This window comes from Streptomyces sp. NPDC004658 (assembly GCF_040609555.1).
Classification (GTDB): Bacteria; Actinomycetota; Actinomycetes; order Streptomycetales; family Streptomycetaceae; genus Streptomyces.
In genome coordinates this window covers 13,947-30,943 of sequence record NZ_JBEXKG010000093.1, presented here as the reverse complement: position 1 = coordinate 30,943, position 16,997 = coordinate 13,947, and the positions used below count along the sequence as shown (strand labels likewise).

Here is a 16,997-nt window from a genome sequence, read left to right as displayed (position 1 = left end):
CGGGCTCCGGGCCGCCTGGGCGCCCGTCCCACCGCGGCCGGCCGCGGAAGGGGTGGCTGCCCCGCGGACCCCGGGCCGCACAGCCGGTCCGCCGCCCGTGTGCCCGAGGCACGCGACGCGAAGGACCCGAGGCGTCCACCGGCAGGGCGCCCACCGGCAAAGGCGAGGACGGGCGTCCGTCATCGCTGTGCCCATCCCGCGGGAGTCGGCCCCCGAACGCGATAGCGTGGAGGTCACCAGGGGAGAGGATGGAGAAGCCGTGAACGGCTCTGAACCGGCACCGTCCGTGGAAGCCCAGCTGCGCGCGGCTCCGCCCCACGCCCTCGTGGCCACCGCCGACCGCCTGCTGACGCAGCGCTTCGGCGCCCGGGACGCGACGATCCTCCTCGCCGACTACGGCCTGACCGTCCTGCAACCCGTCACCCACCTGCCGCACACCGGCGATCCGGTCTCCGCGCACGACGGTCCCGCCGGTACCGCCTTCACCACGCAGAAACCGGTGATCGAAGTCACCGCCGAACCGGCCACCGAGCTGGTTCACCTGCCCATCACCGTCCGTGGTGATCGTCTCGGCGTGCTCTGTGTGCGCGTCCCCGACACGTCCACCGACCCGGGCACGGTCCTGCGGCTCGGCGACTTCGCCACGGCGCTGGGCCATGAGCTCGCCACGGCCGACCGGGACACCGACCTGTACCTCCAAGTCCGCCGCACCCGTCGCCTCACCCTCGCCGCCGAAATGCAGTGGCAGCTCCTCCCGGGCCGGGGGTGCGTACGCGACGAGTACGTCATCGGCGCCCACCTGGAACCGGCCTACGCCGTCGGCGGCGACAACTTCGACTGGGCCACCAGCGCCGAGCACCTCACCCTCACCGTCACCGACGGCATGGGCCAGGGCATCGACGCCGCCCTGCTCACCAACCTCGCCGTCGGGGCACTGCGCAACGCCCGCCGCGCCGGCATCGGCCTCGCGGACCAGGCGTGCCTGGCCGACCAGGCCGTCTACTCCCAGTACGGGGGCACGTCGTACGCCTCCACGCTCCTGCTGCGTTTCGACCTCGCCACCGGCAGGGTGTGCGCCGTGGACGCCGGGTCCCCGCAGCTCTACCGGCTGCGCGGCACCACGATCGAACGCGTGGAACTCGAGGCCCAGCTGCCCCTCGGCATGTTCGAGGAGACTCTCTACGAGGAGCAGACGTTCCATGTGGAGCCGGGTGACCGCCTGGTCGCCATCAGCACCGGCGTCCACGGCACCCGCTCGGCAAGCGGAGAGATCTTCGGCGAGAGCGTCCTGCGCCAGATCCTGAGCGCGACCCGGCAGACACCCCCCCACGAGACGGCACGATCGGTCGTCGCCGGGCTGCTGGAACACGTGGGCCAGGAGGATCTGCTCGCCGACGCCGCCGTCGTCTGCGTCGACTGGAACGGCCGCCCCGGCGGGACGCCCTGAGAGCACGACCGAACCGCCGGCCCCTACGGAGTCTCCGGTGGCCGGGGAGGCGCCTCACCCTGCGCTGTGAAGAAAGCTTTCATGCCGCGGACCAGCGCCGCTCGCTCCGCGGGCGACATCCGCGCCAGCACACCCGCCAGGGCCTGGGTACGCCGACGGGCCACGTCTCGCAGGACACGGCGTCCCTGGCCCGTGAGGCTCAGCTGCACCTCACGGCGGTTGTGCGGGTGTGCCGAACGCTCCAGCATCCCGGCCGCCTCCAGCCGGTCACACAGCCGGCTGGCCGTGGGAAGCCCTATGTCCAGCCGTTCCGCCAGCCCCGTGAGATTCACCTCAGGCTGCGTCTCCAGGGCCCTGAGCGCCCGCAGCTGGTGGAGTGACAGCCGTACAGCCGCCTCCTGAGCGGCCATGGACCACAGGTTGGCAAGACACTCCACGGCATCGGCGATCTGGCGCGCGCCCGCGCTCGGCTCGTCACTCGAGCCCTCAGCGCGATCGTCGGCGCCACCGGGAAGAGTCACGAACACATCACTTTCCGTAAGATCCGGGATCCGGGTGCTGCGGGCACACCCCATAGTCTCTCGCTGTACCCGAGAGGCCGGAGGGCAAGCAATGTTCCTGGCCCGGGACCACCCGGCCGCCCGGGCAGGCCCACCTGAGCGGCCTGCTCACCACTCGGACGGCGGCTACGGGCGCTGCGTGACAGGTACCGGACGGTCGGCTCCCTTCCCCCGTGCGGGCCTCGCCAGCTCCGCGTTGAACTGGGCGCCGACCAGAAGGGCCAGGTTGGACAGCCACAGCCAGACCAGGAAGACGACGACGCCCGCCAGCGAACCGTACAGACGGTGATACGTCGTGACGTGAGAGGTGTAGACGGCGAATCCGAGGGAGACGGCCAACAGGAGAACCACTGCCAGGGCGCCGCCCGGCGCCATCCTCCGCACGGGACGGGAGGGCGCGGGGCCCGAGCGGTAGAGGACCAGCACCAGGGCCACGGCGACCCCCGCCACGAGGGGCCAGCGCAGTGTGTCCCAGGCGACCTGCGGCCCGCTGCCCAGGTCCAGCGCCCGGCCGAGACGCCGGGCCAGGCCGCCGGTGAGGAACAGGGCGAGGGTGGTCGTGAGGAGCAGAGAGATCAGGACGAGGGCCGTGGTGATGATCCGCGGCGCGGTGCGCCAGACGGGCCGGTCCGCGCTGATCCGGTGCATGGCGTGCAAGGCGCGGCGAAAGACGCTCAGATAGCTGGAGCCCGACCACAGCGCCCCCGACCCCGCCAGGAAGATCAGTGTCCACGCCGTCGACGGCTGTCCGGCCATCTGCCGCAGGGTGCTGCGCAGCAGAGCGCGGGAGGCGACCGGGGCGGCCTGCGACATGCGGTCGATGACCTGAGGTTCCGCCGTCGGGATGGTCAGGCCCACGATCGAGAGAATCACCAGCAGGACCGGAAACAACGCCAGGACCGCGTAGTACGTCAGCGCGGCGGCCCAGTCGGTGACGTCGTCGTTCCACACGGCCACCGGCGTCCGGCGCAGCGCCGCCCACCATCTGGCCGCACGACCGTCTGCGTCATCCATGAGCGGATGCTCTCACCCCCGACGCCCCGTCATCTCCTCGGCCACGACTGCGAGTCGCCTTCCCGGAAACGTCACCGTCATGCGTGAGCGTCATCTCAGGGGCTGAACGTGTCTTTGAACGGGTCTTGGACGAGAATGCTGTGCGTCCCGGGCACCTGCGTCGCCAGCCCCGGGGGAATGATCTGGACGACGTTGCCCTGGCACCCCGGGACGTTGTGGACGCGGACGGGGACGTCCGTGAAGTTGAGCACGGTGGACAGCTGAACGACCTCGTAGCACCCGAGCGGGTGGTCGTGCACGACTCCGCCGATGCGGAGGAATCCGTTCGTGGCGAACGCCGATCCGGGAACGGTGACCGCAAGCATCCCGGCGGCCCCGAATATGGTGAGTGTCGAGCAGATGCGACGCATGGCGCGCCTCCTCATGGGCAGGTCGGAGGGTGTTCCAGCCCTGCAAACGACCGTACGGAAGTGCGCGGGTACTGCATCCCGGTGTCGTCCGGACGGGCGACCCCGGGCCGCCTCGTGGCTGCGCGCGGCGAAGCCGGGGTGCTCCTTTCGCTGACGGCACGGCGACCGGGAGCTTCCGGCGGCAGCCGTGTGCCCCGCCGCGTCAAGGTGCGACCAGGCCGGTGTCCCGGTTCCGCAGCCACGGCACGAGCTGGGCGACTCCCCAAGCCACCTCGAAGGTGAGGAACAGCCACAGTATCCGCGAGGCGCCGTGGGCCAGCGCGTAGGCCATCCAGGTGGAGAACAGAATGCGCGCGACGCCGTCGAACAGTCCGTGCAGCGGCAACGACCGGACGATGCGCAGAGTGGCCCAGACGAGCACGACCGAACCCATCAGGTTCGCGTACAGGGTCTGCCACAGGTCAGGTTCGGGCAGGACACCCAGCCCGAATGTCCCGGCGGATGAAGAGAGCGCGCCGTGCACCAGCGTGTACGTCCACGGTGTCGCGAAACCCGCGGTGACGGCGAGGTCGTACCAGGCGCTCGCGCGTACGAGACGACGATAGGCGGGGCGTGCGGGGGCGACGAGACGCTTCATGGGGAGGCTCCTGCCGGTGTGGTGTCAGCGGCTCCTCACGCTAAACAGTGGAGTACGGTCCAAGGTCAAGCTCATCAAGCGAAGGGGGGCGCTGGGCTATGCGCATCGGAGAGCTGGCCGCGCGGACGGGGATGACCAGGGACACCATCCGGTTCTACGAGAAGGTCGGTCTCATCGCCGGCCGCCGCCTGGCCAACGGATATCGCGACTTCCCGCCCGAGGCAGTGGCCTGGCTGCAGTATGTCCGCACCGCGCAGACACTCGGATTCTCCCTGGCGGAGATCGCCAGGAACAGCGAGGAGTTGCGCGCCGCGCCGGACGCCGCGGAAGCGCTGTCCGCGCTGTTCGAGGAAAAGATCAAGGTTGTCGATGCCCGTATGGCCGAACTCACCACCCTGCGCGCCGAACTCTCCGCCCGCGTGAGCACGGGATGCCCGTTGCGGGCAGCAGTACCGCAAGAGGGCGCGGCGCAGAGGCGGCCACCGCGCTGATGAGAACGCGTCAGCGACCTCTCGCTGAGCCGGGTGACAGCATCGCCGGCGGCAGGTGTGGAAAACGCAACGGTGCCCGAATCCTGCGATGTGACCGCCTGTCTAACGCCAAGTCTTTTGTGGCGTTTGCGTGCGCCTTTCCCGGACGGCTTGCCATGGCCGCGGCCCGTGCGGGACTGTTGCCGGAGGACATCTGTTTCCGTATGGCAGGAAGGTGGTGAGGTGCGCACCGTGCGTGCCTCTGTTTGTGACTGCTTCCCGCAGCTTTTCCGCCAGTCCACCCGAGGCGGGCCGACAGCCCGGCCCGGCCTGGACTGAGGCTCCCTATCCTGTGCTGGTCTCCGACCGGCATGGCCATCTCGTGCGCCTGAACGACGCGGCCCGGCTGGCACTGCCGGACGCGGTGAGCGACGCTCCGTTCTCCGAGCAGGTACCGGCCTGGCTTGCCGACGCCCATCGGCGGGCCATCGCCGCAATCCCCCCAGGCACTGCCGCCGAGGCCCCGCACGGAGCCATCGGCGCCCGCTACTTCGAGGCGCACCCCACCGTCAGCCAGGGCCATGTGGTGTGGTGGCTGGTCGACGCCACCGACCGCCGCCTGGCCGAACAGGCGCTCAGCGATGCGCGCCGCCGCTCCGAGGTGTTGTCGCAGGCGTCCAGCACGCTGCTGTCCACGCTGAACGTGCCGCGCTGCATGGAGGTCGCCGCCTCCATGGCCGCGGAGCATCTCGCCGAAGCCGCCGTCCTGATAGCGCCACCCCAGGGCCGGCGCTGCTCCCTCACCTACGCCTGCCAGGGCGGCCCCGTCGTCCAGACCAGCCGGCAGGTCGACGTGGCCCGTGTGCCCGGGCTCAGAGAGGCGCTGCAGGGGTTCCCGCCAGTGCCGGCCCGCTGGATCAATCCCGCCGACATCCCCGACTGGGCGATCCCGGACGGCCTCGCCGGTCCGGTCGGCTCCGTCATCGTCGCTCCGCTGCCCGGACACGGCGTCCCCGCCGGCGCGCTCATCCTGCTGCGCTCCAGCACGGAGCAGGCCTTCACCGAGGGCGAGGAAGTCTTCGCCCGCCTGTTCGCCGCACGCGCCGGCGCGGCCCTGTCCGCCGCTCGCCTCTACACCGAGCAGGCCACGATCACCGCGACGCTGATGCAGGACCTCCTGCCGCCCACGCTGCGCACGGTGCACGGCGTGGAGTACGCCGGCAGCTACCGGACCTCCAAGGACCACGAGCGGGTCGGCGGCGACTTCTACGACGTCCACCCCGGCGCCAGCCCCTCCGAGGAGACGCTGGTCGTCCTCGGTGACGTGGCGGGCAAAGGCCTGGACGCGGCGGTCCTGACCGGCAAGATCCGCAACACTCTGCACGCTCTGCTGCCGCTGGCCGAGGACCACCAGCACATCCTCAACCTGCTCAACAGCGCGCTGCTCAGCTCCCACCACGCCCGCTTCGCCACCCTCGCGCTGGCTTCCGTACGCCGCCGCGGCGGCCGGGCGCAGCTGCGGCTGACCAGTGCCGGACACATGCCGCCCCTCATCGTTCGCAACGACGGCACCGTGGAGGAGGCCGACACCCGCGGCACCCTGGTCGGCGCCCTGCCGACGGTCACCGCGCGCACCGTCGAGACGGTCCTCGCGCCCGGCGAGACCTGCCTGCTGTACACCGACGGGATCACCGAGGCCCGCGGCGGCCCGCTGGGCGACGAGCTGTTCGGTGAGGACCGTTTGAAGCGGGCGCTTGCCGAGTGCGCGCGTATGCCGGCGGAAGCGGTGGTGGAGCGGGTACAGATGCTGGCCGCGCAGTGGCTGGGCAACGGCCGTCACGACGACATGGCCGTCATGGCCATCACCGCCCCGAAGACCGGCGCGCTGAGTATCGTCAACGGCCATGCGAGCGGTGGACCGACCAGGAGGAGCAGGTAGTGAGCGAGCCCACCGCGACGGCCGGTGCGGTGCAACGGCTGTGGCAGGCCGTGATGGACGGTGACGAGCACCGAGCAGCCGCGACCGTCCACGACGCCCTGGCCCAGGGGGTGAGCCAGGAGACGCTCCTGCTCCAGGTCATCGCGCCGGTGCAGGAGAAAGTCGGCATCGAATGGGCGGCGGACCGTATCAGCGTCGCCCAGGAGCACGCCGCCACCGCCATCAACGAGCGGGTCATCGCCTCCCTCGCCCACCGTCCGAGCGCCACCCGGCCGGCACCTGACCGCGGCCGGGTGACGGTGGCCTGCGTGGACGGGGAATGGCACGCGCTGCCCGCCCGCCTGGTCGCCGAGGTCCTCACCCTGCACGGCTGGCGGGTGGACTACCTCGGTGCCCAGACCCCCACCTCACACCTCGTCACCCACCTGCACCTGACCAACCCCGACGCGGTCCTGCTGTCCGGATCGATCCCCACCCACCTGCCGACCGCGCATGCCGCCGTCACCGCCTGCCAGGCCATCGGGGTCCCCGTCCTGGCCGGGGGCCGCGCCTTCGGCCCCCAAGGCCGCTACGCCGCCGCTCTGGGGGCCGACCGATGGGCGGCCGACGCCCGGGCCGCGGTCGCCGTCCTGGCGGCAGGCATACCGCGACCGGACGCCTCGGCCATCCGGCTCACGGTGGACGACCTTCCGCACCTGGCCGACCAGGAGTACACCCTGGTCGCGCAGTCCCGGACCCAGATCGTCAAGCAGACCCTTGCCGATCTGCACGACCGCTACCCCGCCATGCGCGCCTACAGCAGCGCCCAGCACGAACGCACCGCCGAGGACATCGCCCACATCGTCGACTTCCTGGCCACCGCCCTCTACGTCGACGACCCCGACCTGTTCACGACCTTCCTGACCTGGACCGCCGGCATCCTCACGGTCCGGGGCGTGCCCGCCCACTCGCTGCCGACCGGACTCGACGCCCTGGCCGGCCAACTCCACGATTTTCCCCGCGCCCTCAAGATGCTCGACCACGGGAGGACCGCCCTGACCGAGCACACCATCCGTCCCGTCCCCGACCCCGACATACACGCATGACACACCTGCCACCCAGCGGACTCACCGTGACCGTCCGCCGCGAGTCCACCACGCTGACCGTCATGGTCGGTGGCGAACTCGACTACGACACCAGCGACGACCTGCTCAGTGAGGTCAGTCGACAGCTCACGGGCGGCCAGCCACCGCCCGCCGACGTCCGGCTCGACTTCCGCGAGCTGGCGTACATCGACTCCTCCGGACTGACGGCCCTGCTCATGATCCACCGCCGCACCAGCGCACTCGGCGCCACCCTCCACCTGGACAACAGGCCGGCCCACCTCGACCGCGTGCTGCACTTCACCGATGTCCTGGACCATCTCACCGCACCACCCCACGGCCCTCGGGTTCAGCGGGCGGAGGAAGACGACGGCCTCACCGGAGCAGGCGTCACCTGACCACGCCCTGCCGGCGAGCCGGCTGGGCAGGGGCACCGCTGCTCCCGCGTGACGACGACCGGCCGTGCCGGTGCTCCAGCTGCCGCGCCTCGCCGCGTGGTCGTGACATGGCGGCGGCAGGGCCGCACCCTGCCCGCCCAGCCGGCTGCGGTCGGCCGCCCACCTCGACGGCCCGGCCACCGGTGCATCGGCGCGACGGACGAACCGGTAGCGGTCCGGCACGCACATGCGGTCCGCAAAATGCGTAACCGATCTACGCAGCAAGGCGGTTGTCGTGACTGCGCACGCCCCGAAGGATCGGAGCAGCACCACAACACAGGGCGTCGGTGCGGGGGAGGGCAGGTTGGGCAGATTCCGGTTCCGGCCCAGCTACGAGGCGGTGTGCGAGGTGACGGTCGGCGACCACCGCCTGGTGGCTTACTCCGGGCACCGCAAGGTGATCCGGCTCGCCGACCCGTCGGCCCGCGAGGACATCGCGGTGATCACCGGCTCGCGCGCATGGATCCGTGCGCTGTGCGAGGTCCCCGTGGACGGGGGGACGCGGCTGGCGTCCGGCGGCCGGCGCGGCGTCCTCTGCCTGTGGAACCCCGGCGCGCCGAGCGAACCCCCGGTCCGGCTGAAGGGGCATCGCGGCTGGGTGAACGCCCTGTGCACCGTGTGCGTTTCCGGGCAGGAGCTGCTGGCGTCGGCGGGCGCCGACCGCGTCGTACGCCTGTGGGATCCCAGTGACGGCAGCCTGGTGCGCGCGATCGACACCGGCTCCGGAAGAGGGTGGATCTTCGCCCCGTCCGCGGTACGGACGGGCGGCCGGACGCTGATCGCGGCCGGGCACGGCCTCGGCTCCGTGACCGTCTGGCACCCCGAGTCGGGGCAGCGCCATGCGGAGCTGACCGGGCACCGCGGATTCGTGTGGACGCTCTGCGAGGTCTCCGACGGCGACCGCACCCTGCTGGCCTCGGGCGGCCGGGACGGCATCGTGCGGCTGTGGGACCTGGAGGAACGCCAGGAAGCGCGGGCGCTGACGGGAGGCAGCGGACCGGTGTACGCCCTCTGCCAGGCGGACGTCGGTGAGCGCCGGCTGCTCGTGGTCGGCGGCGACGGCCCCGGGACCGCCGTGCGGGACCCCTCCACGGGCGAGTACCTCGGCGCCCTGGGCACGGACCTCGCCGGTCTGCTCAGCGGACACGGCTGGGCCCGGGCGGCCTGCCAGGTGCGGCCCTTCGACGGGCCGCCCCTGGTCGTCACCGCGGGCTACGACGACGCCCCGCGGGTGTGGGACGTGGCGAAGGAGCTCGCATGACGGCACCGGGGCCCCTTGAGCAGAGCCGGGTGAGGTGGCAGTGAACGCCGCTTACGGCGCCGTGCTGGTGTCCCTGGCGCTGGCACTGTGGGACCTGCTGCGCATCTTGCGACACGACCCGCCCCGCTGGCGGGACCGGCTGGGCGTGGGGGTGTGGGCCGGGGTCGGCACGTTCGCCGCCGAGTGCTGGACCCCGGGGTGGATGGCGGTCGTCGCCTGGGTGATTGCCGGGTTCTGCGTGCTGGGTGCGGTCGCGGCCACCGTCCTGCAGACGGTGGCCCCCTCCATCCCGGTGGTCGAGGAGCAGCAGTTGCGGCAGCGCGTGCTCGCGGTGTGCGGACCGGACGGTCCCGAGTCGACCACGGTGGGGGTGTCGAGCACCGGATTCGTCGCTGTCCGGACGCGAGGGGAACGCCTTCCCGTCATGGCCGCGCGGCTGGAGCGCGGCTGCCCCTTCTGCTTCGTCCAGGAGATCCTCACCGCCGTCGGTGAGGACGCCGAGCGCGCCGTCGAGCGGTACCGCGGCGAGCGCTCCCGCGGCGTCAACGCCATGGCCGTGCTGACCCGTGCCGCCCCGGGTGCCCGCCGCCGGCGAGCCGAGATCCTCCCGATGACCGGCAACCGCAAGCCGTTCCCGCACGCCGGATGTCTCACGCACGCCCTGCTCTGATCGCCGGGCGGGCTCATCGGGACGGCGTGCCCGAGGGCCCCGCTGGTCCTCCGGTTCGACGCACGCTCAGAGGAAGGCCGACCGTGCTGCCTGTGCTGTTGGGTGTCCTGGGGACTCTGCTCCCCGTCCTCGCCGTGCTCGCGCTGATCGTCGGCGGGCGACGGCTCCGACGCCCCGAGGCGCGGCCCGTGCCCTGGCGCCTCCTGGCCGCGTCGACCCTGGCCGCGCTGTTCCTCGTGCTGCTCGGGCTGGCGGTGTGGTCCGACGTCACCTGCGATCACGACTGCGAGCCGATGGTGACGCCCGTGTATCCGTGAAACGGCCCCTAACGGAGCCTACGTTGAGCCGACGGCGACGGGACCGGCCGCGCCGTTCGGCCAGCGGCTCGGCTTCGGGGCGGGTGCCGGCCCCACTCAGATGATCCGCGGGAAACGCCCCAGCCGCAGTGTGAGTCGGCCGGTGTGCGCCAGGTGGGGAGAGGGCCGTCCCGCAGATGCGGGGAGGTTCCCACCGGCGTGGCGAAAGGCCGAAACGGCCGTGCCGGGAACAGCCGGTCCGGTCGGCACGGTTGCACCGGCTGAGAGACTGGCGCCGCACCAGAATCCGCGCCCCGACGTTGCGGTACACCGGCCGCACACTCGGACCAAGACGTATTCCTACAGGAGACTTTCATGACGGACCGGCCCTTGACGCTCATGGCTGTGCACGCCCACCCCGACGACGAGGCCACCGGAACGGGAGGGATCCTCGCGCGGTACGCGGCGGAGGGCATCCGCACGGTGCTCGTGACGTGTACCGACGGCCGTTGCGGTGACGGACCCGGAGGCGTCAAGCCGGGCGACCCCGGGCACGATCCGGCGGCGGTCGCCCTGATGCGCCGTGAAGAACTCGTGGCGAGCTGTGCCGTATTGAAGGTCAGCCATCTGGAGACGCTGGACTATGCCGACTCCGGGATGATGGGCTGGCCGAGCAACGACGCCACCGGATCCTTCTGGCAGACCCCCGTGCGGGAAGGCGCGGCCCGGCTCGCGGAACTCATGCGGCACTACCGGCCTGATGTGGTCGTCACCTACGACGAGAACGGCTTCTACGGCCACCCCGACCACATCCAGGCCCACCGCATCACGATGGCGGCACTGGAGATGACCGAGCTGACACCGAAGGTGTACTGGACCACGATGCCCCGCTCGATGATGCAGCGGTTCGGCGAGATCATGCGCGAGTTCCATGAGGACATGCCGGAGCCCGATCCGGCCGAGGCCGCCGCGATGGCCGAGATCGGCCTCCCCGACGACGAGATCACCACGTGGGTGGACACCACCGCGTTCAGCGGTCAGAAGTTCGACGCGTTGGCCGCGCACGCCAGTCAGGGCGAGAACATCTTCTTCCTCAAGATGGGAAAGGAGAGGTTCGGCGAATTGATGGGCATGGAGACCTTCGTACGTGTCCAGGACACCACCGGCGCGGCCATACCCGAGAACGATCTCTTCGCCGGACTGCGCTGATCCATCCGTCCGACCGGGCGGGAAAGCGCCTCGACCGCACGGCGCGCGATCGAGCCCGACACCGTCGTACCGGAGGAGCCGGTGTGCGGTTGCGCCGTCTCGCGGTGACGGTAGGTCAGCCTCCGCTTTCCGGCGCGTTCCACAGCTGCCGGAGTTCGTCCCATTGCGCAGCCGGGCCGTGCGGGGGCATGAGCTGACCGGCGTCCGGGGTGCGCAGTCCGGCGAGGACCAGGTCGAGGTAGCGCAGGTGCAGAGCGGTGGCACGCTCGCCGGTCACGGGGATCTGCGGGGTCAGGTGTTCGAGCAGCAGGGGGATGTCGGCGGAGGTGAAGTCGGCGCGCAGCACGCCCGCCCGCTGCGCGCCGTCCACCAGGTCGTCCAGCGCCGCGCGCAGCCGCTCCGCGGCGGTCCGCACCTCGTCGGTGGCCGGTAGCCGGCCACCGACCAGGGGGAGGAGCGGACCGCCCGTCCCCTGGTCGGTCAGCGCGTCGCGGAAGAAGCGGACGAGCGCGGCCCAGGGGTGGGGCTCCTCCGCGAGTGCGGTCCGTGCCTGCGCGACGAGTTGCTCCATGCCCGCGATCCGCATGCGCTGGGCCAGCACGTCGGATCACTTCCGGCCAAACTTTGCCTCGGGCGCTGACTCATCGGTCAGTTCGGACCCCGGCAGCCGGTCTCGTGCTGCGCCGGCTGATCCCCGCGCCCTTTCGCACACGGCTCCTGCGAGGCAATCCCCGGTGCCCGAACCGTGTGAACCCCGGCTCAGCGTGCCTCCGGCTGCCACCCCAGCGCCCGTGATATCCCCCGCGCCGCGAGCCGTACCGCCGGGACCAGCGCGGGGACCTGGGCCGTCGCGTGCGGGACCACGATCGACACCGCCGCCGTCACCCCACCGTCGCGGCCGTGTACCGGGGCCGCCACCGACAGGGCGTCCTCGGTGATCTGACGGCTGCTCACCGCCACGCCCGACCGCCGCACTTCGGCCAGCTCGCGGCGCAGTCGCGCGGGGTCCGTGACGGTGTACGGGGTGAACGCGGCCAGCGGCCCCTCGCAGTACGCCTCCTGGAACGGCTGCCCGCTGTGGGCCAGCAGCACGAGCCCGACCCCGGTGGCGTGCAGCGGCCAGCGGGCGCCCACCCGGATGTGGACGCCGACCGCGGAGCGCCCGGAGAGCCACTCGATGTACACGACGTCCCCGCCGTCGCGCACCGCCAGCTGCACGTTCTCGTGCGTCGCCTCGTACAGGTCCTCCAGGTACGGCAGCGCCACCTGCCGCAGCGCCAGCCCGCGCGGGGCGAGCGCCGCGACCTCCCACAGCCTCAGGCCCACGTGGTAGCGACCCTCCGCGTCCCGCTCCAGGGCGCCCCACGCGGTCAGTGCCCCCACCAGTCGGTGCGTGGTGGTGAGGGTGAGCCCGGCCCGGCGGCTGATGTCGGTCAGACAGAGCGCCGGATGCGCGTGGTCGAAGGCCGCGAGCACGGCGAGCAGCCGGTCCGGTGCGGAGCGCACCGTCCGCGGGGGCAACGCGTCGGCGGTCATCGGGACGGCGTCACCCGAGCCCGCTCTCGGCGACCCTCAGCAGCAGCGTGTGCAGGACGTCCCGCTCCTCGGCGTCGAGCGGCCGGAGCAGTTCGCCCGTGACCCGCGAACCCGCCTCGTCGGTGTCGCGCAGGAAAGCCCGGCCGGCTTCGGTCAGCACGACGATTCGGCTGCGCCGGTCGTCCGGGGCAGGGCGGCGCTCGGCGAAACCCAGCCTCTCCAGGTCGTCGACCAGGCCGACGATCGCGCTCGGGTCGTAGCCGAGGGAGGTGCTCAACTCCCGCTGCAGGGCGCCCTCGGAGGTGGCGAGGAAACGCAGCAGCGCGTAGTGGCGCAGCCGCAGGCCGGACTCCTGGAGGAACGCGTTGAACAGCTGGCCCGAGCGCAGTCCGAGCCGGTACAGCAGATAGCCGGTGTCCGCGTGCAGCCCGCGCATCCACGGCTCCCGGGCGTCGATCGGGGCGGAACCCACGGCGTGTTCTGGGGCGTGCTGCTGGCCGGTGATGGCGGGCTCCCTGGGCCGGGCCTCCGTCCGGAGGCGGGACATACGGATGTGCTGCCCCACAGCATGCCGCACGGGCAGGCTTGCAACAACTATTGACGACAACAATGATTGTCCTTAGCTTCGATCCCGGACCGCACGCCGCCCGGGCCGCAGGCGCACCCGCCGCCGGCCGCCCGGCGGCCGACCCCTCCGGAAGGGACCCGCTCGTGCCCAGCATCGATCTCACCGGCAAGGTGGCCGTCGTCACCGGAAGCGGCCGTGGCCTCGGCCTGGCCTACGCCCACGCCCTCGCCGCCCACGGCGCCGCCGTGGTCGTGAACGACGTCGACGAGGCCGTCGCCGGGCAAGCCGCGAAGTCCATCACCGAGGCGGGCGGCAAGGCCGTGGCCGAGGCCGTCGCGGTCGGTACCAGCGAGGCCGCCGACCGGCTGGTGGCCCGCGCCGTGGCGGAGTTCGGCCGCCTGGACATCCTGGTCACCAACGCCGGGATCCTGCGCGACAAGGTGCTGTGGAAGATGACCGATGACGACTTCGACGCGGTGATCACCACCCATCTGCGCGGTACGTTCACCTGCGCCCGAGCAGCCGCCGTCCGGATGCGCGAGCAGGGCGAGGGCGGCACGATGATCCTGGTCGGCTCCCCGGCCGGACAGCGCGGCAACTTCGGGCAGACGAACTACGCCGCCGCCAAGGCCGGCATCGCTGCCATGGCCCGCACCTGGTCGATGGAGCTGGCCCGCGCGCACATCACCGTCAACGCGATCGTCCCGGTCGCCGCCACCGCCATGACGGAGACCATCCCGGCCTTCGCCCCCTACATCGCGGCCATGAGGAACGGCGAGCCGCTGCCCGACTTCCTCCGCAAGGGCGAGGGCTTCGGCACCCCCGAGGACTGCGCCGCTCTCGTCCCCTTCCTCGCCTCCGAGGCGGCGCGCGGCGTGACCGGCCAGGCCATCGGCATCGGCGGTGACAAGGTGGCCCTCTGGTCGCATCCGCAGGAGATCACCGCGGCGTACGCGGACGGCGGCTGGTCCCCGGACGCCCTCGCCGACGTGTGGGCCACCTCGGTCGGCGCCGCACCGCAGACCGTCGGCATCCCCGCGCCGAAGTTCCCGGAGGCGTGATGGACCTGGACGGACTCGTCGCGATCGACGTCCACACCCACGCCGAAGTCTCCTCCAAGGGGCACGCCTCGCTGGACGACGACCTGCACGACGCCTCCTCCGCCTACTTCAAGGTGGAGGGCAACCGGAAGCCGACCCTGGAGGAGACGGCCGCGTACTACCGCGAACGGAGGATGGCCGCCGTCATCTTCACGGTCGACGCCGAGTCCGCCACCGGCACCGAGCCGGTCCCCAACGAGGAGGTCGCCGAGGCCGCCGCCGCCAACCCGGACGTGCTGATCCCGTTCGCCTCCATCGACCCCTTCCGTGGCAGGGCCGGCGTGAAGCAGGCCCGGCGCCTGGTCGAGGAGTACGGGGTGAAGGGTTTCAAGTTCCACCCCAGCATCCAGGGCTTCTTCCCCGACGACCGCTCGGTGGCCTACGGCCTGTACGAGGTCATCGAGGAGACCGGCACCATCGCTCTGTTCCACACGGGCCAGACCGGCATCGGCGCCGGCGTTCCCGGCGGGGGCGGCATCCGGCTGAAGTACTCCAACCCGCTGCACGTGGACGACGTCGCCGCCGACTTCCCCCACCTGAAGATCATCCTGGCGCACCCGTCGTTCCCCTGGCAGGACGAGGCCCTCGCGGTCGCCACGCACAAACCCGGCGTGCACATCGACCTGTCCGGGTGGTCGCCGAAGTACTTCCCGCCCCAACTCGTGCAGTACGCCAACACCTTGCTCAAGGACAAGGTGCTCTTCGGCTCGGACTTCCCCGTCCTCACCCCCGACCGCTGGCTCGCCGACTTCGCGAAGCTGCCGATCAAGGACGAAGTGCGCCCGAAGATCCTCAAGGAGAACGCCGCCCGGCTGCTCGGACTGACGCACGCGTGAAGGGGCCGTGAGATGCGCAACGAGGGACTGGGGTCGTGGCCCGCACGCCGGGCCCGCAAGACCCCGCACCGCACCGCCCTGATCCACGGCGACCGCAGCGTCACCTACGCCGAGCTGCACGAACGCACCACCCGACTCGCGCACGCCCTGCACGCCCGGGGAATCCGCCGCGGCGACCGGATCGCCTACCTCGGCCCCAACCACCCCGCCTACCTGGAGACGCTGTTCGCCGCGGGCACCCTCGGCGCGGTCTTCGTCCCGCTCAACATCCGCCTGGCCGCACCCGAGATCGCCTACCAGCTCGCCGACTCGGGCGCCAAGGCCCTCCTCCACGCGCCCTCGTCCGCCCCGCTGGTGGCCGGGCTGCCGGACAGCACCGGTGTACGCACGGTCGTGGAAGTGGGCCCCGCCTACGAGGAGTTGCTGGCCGCAGCCGGCGACGAGCCGATCGACCAGCCCGTGCCCCTCGACGACACCTGCATCATCATGTACACCTCGGGGACCACGGGCCGGCCCAAGGGCGCCATGCTCACGCACGGCAACCTGGTCTGGAACGCGTTCAACGTCCTCGTCGACCACGACCTGACCGCCGACGAACGCGCCCTGGTCTGCGCCCCCTTGTTCCACACGGCCGGACTGAACATGCTCACCCTGCCCGTCCTGCTCAAGGGAGGCACCTGCGTCCTGGTCGAGTCCTTCGACCCGGACGCCACCTTCGACCTGATCGAACGCCACCGCATCACCTTCATGTTCGGGGTGCCGACCATGTTCGACCAGATGGCCCGGCATCCGCGCTGGGAGCGAGCCGACCTGTCCAGCCTCCGCATCCTCACCTGCGGCGGCTCCCCGGTCCCGACCCCGCTGATCGCCCGGTACCAGGAGCGCGGGCTGACCTTCCTCCAGGGCTACGGCATGACGGAGGCCGCGCCCGGCACCCTCTTCCTGGACGCGGAGCACGCGGTCGGCAAGGCGGGTTCGGCCGGTGTGCCGCACTTCTTCAGCGACGTACGCGTGGTGCGGCCTGACCTCGCACCGGTCGACGTCGGCGAGACGGGCGAGGTCGTGGTGCGCGGCCCGCACGTCATGTCCGGCTACTGGGGGCTGCCGGAGGAGACCGCGGCCGTCTTCGCCGACGGCTGGTTCCGCAGCGGGGACGCGGCCCGCGTCGACCACGACGGGTACGTCTACATCGTCGACCGCATGAAGGACATGATCATCTCCGGCGGCGAGAACATCTACCCCGCCGAGATCGAGGACCAGCTCCTCGCGCACCCCGACATCGTCGAGTGCGCCGTCATCGGCGTGCCCGACGACAAGTGGGGCGAGGTGCCGCGCGCGGTCGTCGTCCCCCGCGAGGGCGCAACGCTCGACCCGGACGAGGTGATCGCCTCACTCTCCGGCCGGCTGGCCAAGTACAAGATCCCCAAGTCGGTGGTGATCACGGACGCCCTCCCGCGCACCGCCTCCGGAAAGCTCCTGAAATCCCGTGTCCGCTCCCGGTACGGCACCACCTCCTAGACAAGGA

19 protein-coding genes are annotated in these 16,997 nt (G+C 71.6%); 12 read left to right on the top strand and 7 right to left on the bottom strand.

The features are described from left to right. The first annotated feature begins 259 nt into the window (after positions 1-259). The gene (locus ABZV94_RS26910; protein WP_356344605.1) at positions 260-1,447 is read left to right on the top strand and encodes a PP2C family protein-serine/threonine phosphatase; all 1,188 of its coding nucleotides are present in this window, start codon (positions 260-262) and stop codon (positions 1,445-1,447) included. Positions 1,448-1,470: 23 nt separating this feature from the next. On the opposite strand, the gene ABZV94_RS26905 is transcribed toward ABZV94_RS26910, so the two are convergent. From ABZV94_RS26905 to ABZV94_RS26890, 4 genes are all read right to left on the bottom strand, one after another. After that, the gene (locus ABZV94_RS26905) at positions 1,471-2,022 is read right to left on the bottom strand and encodes a MarR family transcriptional regulator (RefSeq protein WP_356344603.1); all 552 of its coding nucleotides are present in this window, start codon (positions 2,020-2,022) and stop codon (positions 1,471-1,473) included. Positions 2,023-2,133: 111 nt separating this feature from the next. Continuing rightward, positions 2,134-3,021, bottom strand: coding sequence for a YihY/virulence factor BrkB family protein (locus ABZV94_RS26900; RefSeq protein ID WP_356344600.1), 888 nt, complete (start codon positions 3,019-3,021; stop codon positions 2,134-2,136). 95 nt (positions 3,022-3,116) lie between these two features. Beyond that, entirely contained in the window at positions 3,117-3,431 is a 315-nt protein-coding gene (locus ABZV94_RS26895; protein WP_356344597.1) for a hypothetical protein, read from the bottom strand. Positions 3,432-3,633: 202 nt separating this feature from the next. Continuing rightward, positions 3,634-4,068: a hypothetical protein gene (locus ABZV94_RS26890; RefSeq protein ID WP_356344595.1), complete on the bottom strand. Its 435-nt coding sequence runs from the start codon at positions 4,066-4,068 to the stop codon at positions 3,634-3,636. Positions 4,069-4,166: 98 nt separating this feature from the next. Here ABZV94_RS26890 and ABZV94_RS26885 point away from each other — a divergent pair, with 98 nt between their 5' ends. The 8 genes from ABZV94_RS26885 to ABZV94_RS26850 all read left to right on the top strand — a co-directional run bounded on the left by ABZV94_RS26885 (position 4,167) and on the right by ABZV94_RS26850 (position 11,432). After that, positions 4,167-4,559: a MerR family transcriptional regulator gene (locus tag ABZV94_RS26885; protein WP_356344593.1), complete on the top strand. Its 393-nt coding sequence runs from the start codon at positions 4,167-4,169 to the stop codon at positions 4,557-4,559. 247 nt (positions 4,560-4,806) lie between these two features. Further along, positions 4,807-6,477 carry a PP2C family protein-serine/threonine phosphatase gene (locus ABZV94_RS26880; protein WP_356344612.1) on the top strand — a complete coding sequence of 557 codons (1,671 nt, stop codon included), beginning with the start codon at positions 4,807-4,809 and terminating at the stop codon, positions 6,475-6,477. Beyond that, the gene (locus ABZV94_RS26875; protein ID WP_356344590.1) at positions 6,477-7,562 is read left to right on the top strand and encodes a cobalamin-dependent protein; all 1,086 of its coding nucleotides are present in this window, start codon (positions 6,477-6,479) and stop codon (positions 7,560-7,562) included. The genes ABZV94_RS26880 and ABZV94_RS26875 overlap by 1 nt, the downstream gene beginning before the upstream one ends. Beyond that, positions 7,559-7,957 carry an STAS domain-containing protein gene (locus ABZV94_RS26870; RefSeq protein ID WP_356344588.1) on the top strand — a complete coding sequence of 133 codons (399 nt, stop codon included), beginning with the start codon at positions 7,559-7,561 and terminating at the stop codon, positions 7,955-7,957. Before ABZV94_RS26875 ends, ABZV94_RS26870 begins: the two co-directional genes overlap by 4 nt. 343 nt (positions 7,958-8,300) lie before the next feature. Further along, the gene (locus ABZV94_RS26865) at positions 8,301-9,257 is read left to right on the top strand and encodes a hypothetical protein (protein ID WP_356344586.1); all 957 of its coding nucleotides are present in this window, start codon (positions 8,301-8,303) and stop codon (positions 9,255-9,257) included. Between the two features lie 40 nt (positions 9,258-9,297). Continuing rightward, positions 9,298-9,927 carry a hypothetical protein gene (locus ABZV94_RS26860; RefSeq protein ID WP_356344583.1) on the top strand — a complete coding sequence of 210 codons (630 nt, stop codon included), beginning with the start codon at positions 9,298-9,300 and terminating at the stop codon, positions 9,925-9,927. Positions 9,928-10,010: 83 nt separating this feature from the next. Continuing rightward, positions 10,011-10,244, top strand: coding sequence for a hypothetical protein (locus ABZV94_RS26855; protein ID WP_356344580.1), 234 nt, complete (start codon positions 10,011-10,013; stop codon positions 10,242-10,244). 354 nt (positions 10,245-10,598) lie between these two features. After that, positions 10,599-11,432 carry a PIG-L family deacetylase gene (locus ABZV94_RS26850; RefSeq protein ID WP_356344578.1) on the top strand — a complete coding sequence of 278 codons (834 nt, stop codon included), beginning with the start codon at positions 10,599-10,601 and terminating at the stop codon, positions 11,430-11,432. Positions 11,433-11,547: 115 nt separating this feature from the next. Here the strand turns inward: ABZV94_RS26850 and ABZV94_RS26845 are convergent, their stop codons facing one another. The 3 genes from ABZV94_RS26845 to ABZV94_RS26835 all read right to left on the bottom strand — a co-directional run bounded on the left by ABZV94_RS26845 (position 11,548) and on the right by ABZV94_RS26835 (position 13,440). Then, positions 11,548-12,033: a TetR/AcrR family transcriptional regulator gene (locus ABZV94_RS26845; protein WP_356344576.1), complete on the bottom strand. Its 486-nt coding sequence runs from the start codon at positions 12,031-12,033 to the stop codon at positions 11,548-11,550. Positions 12,034-12,191: 158 nt separating this feature from the next. Then, the gene (locus ABZV94_RS26840; RefSeq protein WP_356344574.1) at positions 12,192-12,968 is read right to left on the bottom strand and encodes an IclR family transcriptional regulator; all 777 of its coding nucleotides are present in this window, start codon (positions 12,966-12,968) and stop codon (positions 12,192-12,194) included. A 10-nt stretch (positions 12,969-12,978) separates the two neighbouring features. Beyond that, the gene (locus tag ABZV94_RS26835) at positions 12,979-13,440 is read right to left on the bottom strand and encodes a MarR family transcriptional regulator (RefSeq protein ID WP_356344610.1); all 462 of its coding nucleotides are present in this window, start codon (positions 13,438-13,440) and stop codon (positions 12,979-12,981) included. Between the two features lie 239 nt (positions 13,441-13,679). Here ABZV94_RS26835 and ABZV94_RS26830 point away from each other — a divergent pair, with 239 nt between their 5' ends. From ABZV94_RS26830 to menE, 3 genes are read left to right on the top strand one after another with little or no spacing between them, the layout of a single operon-like run. Next, positions 13,680-14,597: an SDR family oxidoreductase gene (locus ABZV94_RS26830; protein ID WP_356344572.1), complete on the top strand. Its 918-nt coding sequence runs from the start codon at positions 13,680-13,682 to the stop codon at positions 14,595-14,597. Further along, complete coding sequence (locus tag ABZV94_RS26825) at positions 14,597-15,472, top strand: amidohydrolase family protein (protein WP_356344569.1); 876 nt, start codon at positions 14,597-14,599, stop codon at positions 15,470-15,472. Before ABZV94_RS26830 ends, ABZV94_RS26825 begins: the two co-directional genes overlap by 1 nt. Positions 15,473-15,484: 12 nt before the next feature. Then, a complete protein-coding gene (gene menE / locus ABZV94_RS26820; RefSeq protein WP_356344567.1) occupies positions 15,485-16,990 on the top strand; it encodes an o-succinylbenzoate--CoA ligase in 1,506 nt (501 codons plus the stop codon). Positions 16,991-16,997 lie beyond the last annotated feature (7 nt).